9 protein-coding genes are annotated in these 8,219 nt (G+C 70.7%); 6 read left to right on the plus strand and 3 right to left on the minus strand.

Translation table 11 applies throughout. The features are described 5' to 3' along the window. The first annotated feature begins 23 nt into the window (after positions 1-23). From ACWD2L_RS34950 to ACWD2L_RS34970, 5 genes are all read left to right on the plus strand, one after another. Positions 24-1,724, plus strand: coding sequence for a sensor histidine kinase (locus ACWD2L_RS34950; protein ID WP_351337403.1), 1,701 nt, complete (start codon positions 24-26; stop codon positions 1,722-1,724). Next, positions 1,721-2,128 carry a roadblock/LC7 domain-containing protein gene (locus tag ACWD2L_RS34955; protein ID WP_266721521.1) on the plus strand — a complete coding sequence of 136 codons (408 nt, stop codon included), beginning with the start codon at positions 1,721-1,723 and terminating at the stop codon, positions 2,126-2,128. The genes ACWD2L_RS34950 and ACWD2L_RS34955 overlap by 4 nt, the downstream gene beginning before the upstream one ends. Further along, positions 2,125-2,532, plus strand: a complete 408-nt coding sequence (locus ACWD2L_RS34960) for a DUF742 domain-containing protein (RefSeq protein ID WP_351337400.1) — start codon at positions 2,125-2,127, stop codon at positions 2,530-2,532. The genes ACWD2L_RS34955 and ACWD2L_RS34960 overlap by 4 nt, the downstream gene beginning before the upstream one ends. Continuing rightward, entirely contained in the window at positions 2,513-3,160 is a 648-nt protein-coding gene (locus tag ACWD2L_RS34965; protein ID WP_351337398.1) for a GTP-binding protein, read from the plus strand. The genes ACWD2L_RS34960 and ACWD2L_RS34965 overlap by 20 nt, the downstream gene beginning before the upstream one ends. Before the next feature lie 75 nt (positions 3,161-3,235). Then, complete coding sequence (locus ACWD2L_RS34970) at positions 3,236-4,777, plus strand: cytochrome P450 family protein (protein WP_351337395.1); 1,542 nt, start codon at positions 3,236-3,238, stop codon at positions 4,775-4,777. A gap of 9 nt (positions 4,778-4,786) precedes the next feature. Here ACWD2L_RS34970 and ACWD2L_RS34975 read toward each other — a convergent pair whose 3' ends face one another. Genes ACWD2L_RS34975 through ACWD2L_RS34985 form a run of 3 tightly spaced genes read right to left on the minus strand, consistent with a single transcriptional unit; the run spans position 4,787 to position 7,571 of the window. Beyond that, a complete protein-coding gene (locus tag ACWD2L_RS34975; protein ID WP_351337392.1) occupies positions 4,787-5,746 on the minus strand; it encodes a pseudouridine synthase in 960 nt (319 codons plus the stop codon). Between the two features lie 33 nt (positions 5,747-5,779). Next, entirely contained in the window at positions 5,780-6,613 is an 834-nt protein-coding gene (locus ACWD2L_RS34980) for a siderophore-interacting protein (RefSeq protein WP_351337389.1), read from the minus strand. Positions 6,614-6,662: 49 nt separating this feature from the next. Continuing rightward, entirely contained in the window at positions 6,663-7,571 is a 909-nt protein-coding gene (locus ACWD2L_RS34985) for a 5'-3' exonuclease (protein ID WP_351337537.1), read from the minus strand. 301 nt (positions 7,572-7,872) lie between these two features. Here ACWD2L_RS34985 and ACWD2L_RS34990 point away from each other — a divergent pair. Continuing rightward, the coding region (locus tag ACWD2L_RS34990; protein ID WP_351337386.1) for an ATP-binding cassette domain-containing protein at positions 7,873-8,219 on the plus strand (347 nt) is incomplete at its 3' end.

Raw genomic sequence — 8,219 nt, forward strand, 5'->3', positions numbered from 1 at the left:
ACCCGACCGTTCAGAGGGCATACATGGTGAGTGTTCAATCGCCTCCCGGTGGCCGAGAAGTCCCCTATCTGCGCGTGCTGTTGCTGCCCGCCATGGTCATGGCGGCCGCCACCGGAGCAGCCGCCGCCCTGGTCACGCAGCCCGCCCGGCCGGCCGTCGCCCTGTGCGGCGCGCTCGGCGTGCTCCTCGTGCTCGCCGTCTCCGCCGAGGCGGTCCGCCGCGGCCGCGTCAACAGGGCGCAGCGCGGCCAATACGCCCAGCATGTAGCCGAGTTGGAAGCCCATATAGCCGCCCAGGAACACCGCACGATGCGGGTGGCCAAGGAGGTCTTCCCGCACGCCCTGTACCGGATGGCCACCGGCGACAGGCCGGGCGACGCCGTCCGCAACACCTGCGACGCCGAGCCCGCCTTCCGTGATGTCACGCCGGGCGAGCGCGAGTTGATGAGCATGGCCCTCACGGAGATCGACAACGAGATCACGATGCGGGACGGCGCACAGCGTGCCTTCGTCTCCGTCGCCCGTCGCGTCCAGGCCATCGTGCACAAGCAGGCCGAGGAACTCCGCGAGATGGAGGAGGACCACGGCCGCAACCCCGAGGTCTTCGACGACCTGCTGCGCGTCGACCACGGCACGGCCCTGATCGGCCGCCTCGCCGACTCCGTCGCCGTCCTCGGCGGCGCCCGCCCCGGGCGCCAGTGGCCCCAGCCCGTCAAGCTCTACAGCGTGCTGCGCGGCGCCATGTCGCGCATCCTCGAGTACCCGCGCATCGACCTGCACGCCATCTGCGACGTGGCCGTCAGGGGAATCTCCGTCGAGCCCGTCATCCACGCCTGCGCGGAACTCCTCGACAACGCGACCCGCTACTCGCCGCCGACGACCCGCGTGCACGTCACCGCGGTCGAGGTGCAGACCGGCGTCGCCATCGAGATCGAGGACGGCGGCGTCAGCCTCAGCGAGGAGCAGCGCCGCAAGACCGAGGGGATGCTGGAGAAGGCCCAGGCCGGCTACGACCTCAACGACCTCGGCGGGAACCCGCGGCTCGGGCTCGCGATCGTGGGTCGGCTGTGCGCGATGTACGACATGCAGATCTCGCTGCGCCAGTCCGCGTACGGCGGCGTGCGCGCGGTGCTCGTCGTGCCGCGCGCCATGCTGAGCACCCAGCACGCCCCCGGCCTCGCCCACGGCATCGGCGCCTCCGCCGTGCCCCGCGTCGACCACGAGGGCCTGCCGGTCAAGGAGGAGCCGCGACTGAAGAAGACGCGCCGCCCCACCACAGGACCGCGCCCCGTCACGGGCCCGCGCCCCTCCGCCCCACTCGTCGCCGCGATGGAGGACGACGTTCCCGTGGTCACGGAATGGCGGGCCAACGGCCTGCCGCAGCGGCGCAGGAAGTACGACACGAAGGTCATCGAGGACCAGATCATCGTGACGCCCCGCAACCCGGACCTCTCGACGCCGCCGCCCGCGGCGGAGCCCGCCCCGGCGGCGTACGGGACCTCGGCACCGGCCTCCGCCGCACCCGGCGAGCAGGACCGGCACGGCGGGGCCGAGCAGCCCGAACCCGGCCTGTGGGTCGAGGCGTTCATGAGCGGGCTGCGGCCCGAGGCGGGCCGGGCCGAGGGGACCGACGCGGTGGGGCACACCGCCGAGGACCCGGACGGCGCGGCCAAGCCGCAGGGCGACGCGTACAACCAGCAGGTCGACGAGGGAGACCGCCAGTGATCCAGCAACGGGCCAATTTCGACTGGATGCTCAAGGAGCTCGCCGAGTGCGTGCCCAATGTGAAGCAGGTGGTCGTGCTCTCCTCGGACGGGCTGCGCATCGCCCGCTACGGCGGTGACCCCGACGCCGCCGACCGGATCGCCGCCGCCTGCGCGGGACTTCAGTCGCTGGCCTCCGCCGTCGCCACGGAGATCCCGGAGAGCAGCGGCAAGATGAACATGGTCATCATCGAGGTCGACGGCGGCTTCTTCTATCTGATGGCCGCTGGCAAGGGCGCGTACCTCGCCGTGCTCGCCGACCAGTTCGTCGACGCCGGCCTCGTCAGCCACCAGATGCGCGATCTCGTCATCCGGATCGGGGCGCATCTGACGAGCCCGCCACGGCGCAACGGCCAGACCGTATGACGCACCGTCCCCCCGAACCCCCTTTCAGGGAACCGCCGCCCAGGCGTGAGCGCCGGGCGCAGCAGGTCGACGGTAAGCCCGACCCCGAGCGTCTCTACGTCATCACGGGCGGCACCGACGGAAGCGACCGCGCGCCGCTCGACCTGGTGACCCTGATAGTGGCGCGCGGAGATCCGCCGCCGTCGTCGCCGCCCGAGCAGGCCGCCGTCATGCGCCTGTGCAAGACGCCCCTGTCGACGGCCGAGATCTCGGCCTACCTCGCTCTGCCGTTCAGCGTGGTCACCGTGCTGCTCGGCGAACTCCTCGCGGCCGAGCTGGTGCAGGCCCGCGCGCCGGTGATCCGCGGCGCGGTCGCGGACCGTTCCCTTCTCGAAGCGGTGATGCATGGACTACAGAAGCTCTGACAGCACGGCCGGGACCGACACCGCGATGAGCGTGAACATCCCGGGACCCCGGGCCGAGGAACGACTGCCCGACACCGTCACGTCGGCCGTAAAGATCGTCATCGTGGGCGGATTCGGGGTCGGCAAGACCACCATGGTCGGCTCCGTCAGCGAGATCCGGCCGCTCACCACCGAAGAGACCATGACGCAGGCGGGCATCGGCGTCGACGACGACTACGGCTCGGAGACCAAGACCGCCACGACCGTGGCCATGGACTTCGGCCGGATCGGCATCACCGAGGAACTCGTCCTGTACCTCTTCGGGACGCCGGGGCAGGAGCGGTTCTGGTTCCTGTGGAACGGTCTGTTCGAGGGCGCGCTCGGCGCCGTCGTGCTCGCCGACACCCGCCGCCTCGAAGTCAGCTTCGACGTGATCGGGCGGCTCGAGGAGCGCGGAGTGCCGTTCGTGATCGCCAACAACACCTTCCCCGACGGACCGCGCTACCCCAGCGAAGAGCTGCGCTCGGCCCTCGACCTGGGTCCGTACGTCCCCATCGTCGACTGCGACGTGCGCCGCAGGGCGTCCAGCCGCGAGGTGCTGCTCACGCTGATGCGGTATCTGCACGAGATGGCGCTGCACCGCACCTGACGTGCCATCAATCACCGTGTTCCTTCACGTAGTTCGCTTCTTCTTTCGTCGAACCAAACCGACCGGAGCATTCCCGTGACGTCACCCTCCCAGCCTTCACAGCCGCCCACCGCGTTCGACGCACTCGGAGACTCCCCGCTCGCGCCGCCGCCGGGCTGCCCCGCCCACGACGCCCTCGGCCCCGACGGCCTGCGCCGGCTCTACGGCCCCGAGGCGGACGAGGACATCGCCGGTGTCTACGAGAAACTCCGTGCCGAGTACGGCCCGGTCGCCCCGGCGCTCATCCACGAGGACGTTCCCATGTGGGCGGTGCTCGGGCACAGCGAGAACCTCCAGATGGTGAGCACCACGGCCCTGTTCAACCGGGACTCCCGGAACTGGAGCGCCGTCAGGGACGGCACCGCCGGGCCCACGCACCCGCTCGCCCCGGTCTTCACCTGGCAGCCCATGTGCGCGATGGAGGAGGGCGCCGAGCACTTGCGGCTGCGCAGCCCGGTCACCGCCGCCGTCGAGACCGTCGAGCACCGTGAGCTGCGTCGCTCCATCAACAAGGCCACGCAGGAGATCATCAACCGGTTCTCCGAGCGCGGCACGTGCGAGGTCGTCAGGGAGTTCGCCGAGCACCTCCCGATGATGGTGATGCTGGAGGTGCTCGGCGCCCCCGAGGCCTACAGCGAGCGCATCGTGCAGGCCACCCGTGATCTGCTCAAGGGTGGCGAGTCGGCCATCGCGTGCAACGAGTACCTGATGGGCATCCTGACGGACCTCGTCGTGCGGCGCCGCGCCGCGCCCCTCGAGCACGACTTCACCAGCACGCTCATCACCTCGCCCTCCGGACTCACCGACGACGAGGTCGCGCAGAACCTGCGGGTCATCCTCATCGCCACCCATGAGGGTTCGGCCAACCTCATCGCGAACGTGCTGCGTGTGGTGCTCACCGACCCCCGGTTCCGCGCGCGGCTCAACGGCGGGCAGATGACGGTGCCGGAGGCGGTCGAGCAGTCGCTGTGGGACGAGCCGCCGTTCAGCGCCAACGTCGGCTACTTCGCCAAGGCGGACACGGAGTTGGGTGGGCAGCCGATCCGGGCGGGCGACGGCCTGATCTTCGGCATCCAGCCGGGCAACGCGGACCCGAGGGTACGGCCCGAACCCGGCGCCCACATGATGGGCAACCGCTCGCACCTCGCGTTCGGCGGCGGCCCGCACGAGTGCCCCGGACAGGACATCGGGCGTGCGGTGGCGGAGATCGGGGTCGACGCGTTCCTGATGCGGCTGCCCGACGCCGAACTCGAAGTCCCCGAGAGCGAGTTGAGGTGGACTTCGACGATCATGGGGCGGCATCTGGTGGAGCTGCCGGTGGACTTCACGCCGCGTCCGCCGCAGGACGTGAGGTCCCAGCCGGGCCAGCTGCCTTCGCAGCGGCCGGACTGGAAGATCACGTCGGGCCTGCCGACGCCGCCGCCGGCCACGACGCCCCCGGCAGTGCCTGCCGCGCCGGTGGCCCCCGATCCGGCAGCGCGGCCGCCGCGCCCGTACGCGCACCCGGACCCGCAGGGGTCGGCCTCGGCCGAGCTCAGCGTGTGGCAGCGCTTCCTGCGCTGGTGGCGCGGTGAGTGAGCCGGTGTCCTAGACCGGTCCCTGGTCCCACCGCTCGTACGAGGTCCAGGCCGTGAGGTCCCTCCGGCTCACGAAGCGGTGCTCGCGGCCGGTCACCGGGTCCGTGAACTCCAGGGACCGGGACAGGAGTTGGAGGGGGCGCCGGAAGTCGTCGTCCGCCGCGCGGTCGGCGACTTCCGGGAAGAGCGGGTCGCCGAGGATCGGCAGGCCGACCCGGTTCATGTGGACGCGCAGTTGGTGCGTGCGGCCGGTGTGCGGGGTGAGGCGGTACAGCGCCAGGTCCCCCTTGCGCTCGGCGAGTTCGATGCGGCTCTCGGCGTTCGGCTCCCCGCCCGGCACCTCGAACGCGGCGAGCTTCCCCGGCTCCTTCTCGATCCGGCCCCGCAGGGTGACGGGGAGCTCCACCCCGGAGTCGTACGCGGCCACCGCCTCGTACCGCTTGGTGACCAGGCGGTCGCGGAACAGGGTCTGGTAGCGGCCGCGCTCCTCGGGCCGCACCACGAACAGGACGAGCCCGGCCGTGAGGTGGTCGAGGCGGTGGGCCGGGCTCAGCCGCTCGATGCCGAGGTCGCGGCGGAGCCGGGCGAGCGCGGTCTCGGTGACATGACTGCCGCGCGGCGTCGTGGCGAGGAAGTGCGGCTTGTCGGCGATCACGATGTGCTCGTCGCGGTACACGACCTCGACGGCGAACGGCACGGGGACCTCGGGCGCGAGGTCCCGGTGGAACCACACGGTGCCACCCACCTCGTAGGGGCTGTCGGCGGTGACCGGGTGCCCGTCCGCCGTCACGAACGCGCCCTGCGCGATCATCCGGTCGATCACCGCGTCCTCCGCGGGAAGCCGCTGTACGAGGTGGTCCCGGACGGTGCGCCCCGGCCCGCCCTCCGGCATCCGTACGCGAACGGCGTCGATGCCTGCACGCTGCGCGAGCGGGGAGGGCGGCGGGGCGGGGCGCTTGCGTCTTCTCACAGGGAGAAAGGGTACGGCGGCCGGGGCGCGGGATCAGGCCTCCTGCTCGGCCTCCACCTGCGCGTTCCAGTCGCGCTTCGAGGCCTGCCAGCCGTCCTCGTTGTGCCCGAGGCGCCAGTAGCCGGAGATGGACAGGTCCTCACGCGGGATCGCGCGGTCGACGCGCAGATGGCGGCGCAGCTCCTTCACGAAGCCCGCCTCGCCGTGCACGAACGCGTGCGGGCGGCCCTCGGGGAAGTCGAGCCCGGTCACCGCGGAGATGAGCGCCTGCCCGACCGGGCGGCCCGCGCGGTGCAGCCAGGTGATCTCCAAGGGGGAGTCGATCTTCTGCTCCTCCTCGGGGCCCTCGACCTCGACGAAGGCGTGTGCCCGCGTGCCCTCGGGCAGCGCTTCGAGGGCGGCGGCGACCGCCGGCAGGGCGCTCTCGTCACCGGCGATCAGGTGCCAGTCCGCCGTGGTGTCGGGGTGGTAGGCGCCGCCGGGGCCCATGAAATGAATGGTCTCGCCGGGCGTGACGTTCGCGGCCCACGGCCCTGCCAGGCCCTGGTCGCCGTGCACCACGAAGTCGAGGGTGAGCTCCAGTGCCTGCGGGTCCCAGGTGCGCACCGTGTACGTACGCGTCACGGGCCACTGGTCGCGGGGCAGCTCCTCGCGGATCCTGGCCACGTCGAAGGGCTCCTCGTAGGTCACCCCGGCCGGTGCGAAGAGCAACTTCACGTAGTGGTCGGTGTGTTCGAGCTCCTGCGGGAAGTCAGCGAGCCCCTCACCGCCGAGCACCACTCGTCGCATGTGGGGCGTGAGGCTCTCGGCGCGCACGACCTGTGCGGAGCGGGCCTTGCGGGGCGGGCGTGCGGGGCGCTCGGCCATGGGCGGTCTCCCTCGATCACAATTAGTTAGGTATACCTAAGCTAACACCTCATTCTGAGAGGGTGCTGAGGAGGCGCTGCAAAGATCCTCCCAAGCCCCAGCGGACCGCCAACTCCTCGAGGGTCGCGGCATCGTGCGGTTCGCGCGGCAGTGCCGTCTCCACCTCCGGCAGCGGTACGTCCCCGGCGACCAGCACCACCTTCGGCGCCACCGCCAGATACGGGCGCGCCTCGTCGAGCCGCCTGCGCTGCGTCGGCGTCAGCTTCGACTTCGGGTCGTCGACGGCCGCCATGATCCCGGCCAGGTCCCCGTAACTCGCGAGCAGCTTCGCCGCCGTCTTCTCGCCGACGCCGGGCACGCCCGGCAGTCCGTCGCTCGGGTCGCCGCGCAGCAGCGCCATGTCCGCGTACCCGGATCCGTCCACCCCGTACTTCTCGCGGAGCAGGTCCTCGTCCGTCACCTGTAGCGTGCCGACACCCTTGAGCGGGTACAGCACGCGCCGCTCCAGCTTGTCGTCGACCAGTTGGAAGAGGTCACGGTCGCCGGTGACGATGTCGACCGGCCCCTCGGCCCGCCCCGTGAACGTACCGATCACGTCGTCCGCCTCGTACCCCTCCACGCCCACGCGCGCGATGCCCACCGCGTCGAGCACCGCCTCGATGACCGGGACCTGGGGGGAGAGGGTGTCGGGGATCTCCTCCGCGTCCGGCGAGCCGGCGGGAGTCTCCTCGGCGACGCGGTGCGCCTTGTACGAGGGGATGAGGTCGACGCGCCACTGGGGGCGCCAGTCCGCGTCCATGCACGCCACCAGGTGCGTGGGCCGGTGGTCGTGCACGAGGCGGGTGATGAATTCGAGGAGCCCGCGCACCGCGTTCACCGGGGTGCCGTCCGGGGCCTTCACCGAGTCCGGGACCCCGAAGTAGGCCCGGAAGTACAGAGATGCGGTGTCGAGCAGCATCAGACGGCGATCCGCCCGGGCCGCCGATCCTGTCGTGGATGTCGTCTGGGTCACGTTCGCATCATGCCGCACGCCACTGACAGTCACCGAACGTAAGGGGTCTGATCGATATGAGTGAACACACTGTGAACTGGGTAACTCCCCCGTTTGTTTCAGATAAACGGGGGCAGGCGCGGCCACGGAGCGGTGCCGGTTCGTACTTCAACTATTGAGGTCGACCGGTCAAGCGGACAGATCCGTATCGCTCTACGGCCCGCCGGCGGGGGAGGCGGGCCGTGTTGTTTCGACCCGAGAGGTGTATGTGTCCAGGCTTGAAGCCGAAGACCTGTACAAGGTATTCGGCAGACAACCCGATGAGGGTGTGGAGAAGCTCCGTAACGGTGTGGACCGTGAGGAGCTGCGCTCCGAGGGAACCACCGCCGCCGTGATCGACGCGTCGTTCACCGTGGAGTCCGGCCAGATCTTCGTCGTCATGGGTCTGTCGGGATCCGGTAAGTCCACGCTCCTGCGGATGCTGAACGGACTCCTGGAGCCCACCGCGGGACACGTGCGCTTCGACGGGCAGGACCTGACGACGCTGGCTCCCAAGGAGCTGCGCGAGGTCCGCTCCCACAAGATCAGCATGGTCTTCCAGCACTTCGCGCTGTT

The sequence above is a fragment of the Streptomyces sp. NPDC002754 genome (genome assembly GCF_053592315.1).

Bases quoted from the DNA above. Each gene is read 5' to 3' on its own strand.
- ACWD2L_RS34950 (WP_351337403.1), top strand. From the start codon at position 24: ATGGTGAGTGTTCAATCGCCTCCCGGTGGCCGAGAAGTCCCCTATCTG.
- ACWD2L_RS34960 (WP_351337400.1), top strand. From the start codon at position 2,125: ATGACGCACCGTCCCCCCGAACCCCCTTTCAGGGAACCGCCGCCCAGG.
- ACWD2L_RS34965 (WP_351337398.1), top strand. From the start codon at position 2,513: ATGGACTACAGAAGCTCTGACAGCACGGCCGGGACCGACACCGCGATG.
- ACWD2L_RS34980 (WP_351337389.1), bottom strand. From the start codon at position 6,613: ATGGCCGAGCGCCCCGCACGCCCGCCCCGCAAGGCCCGCTCCGCACAG.
- ACWD2L_RS34985 (WP_351337537.1), bottom strand. From the start codon at position 7,571: ATGCTGCTCGACACCGCATCTCTGTACTTCCGGGCCTACTTCGGGGTC.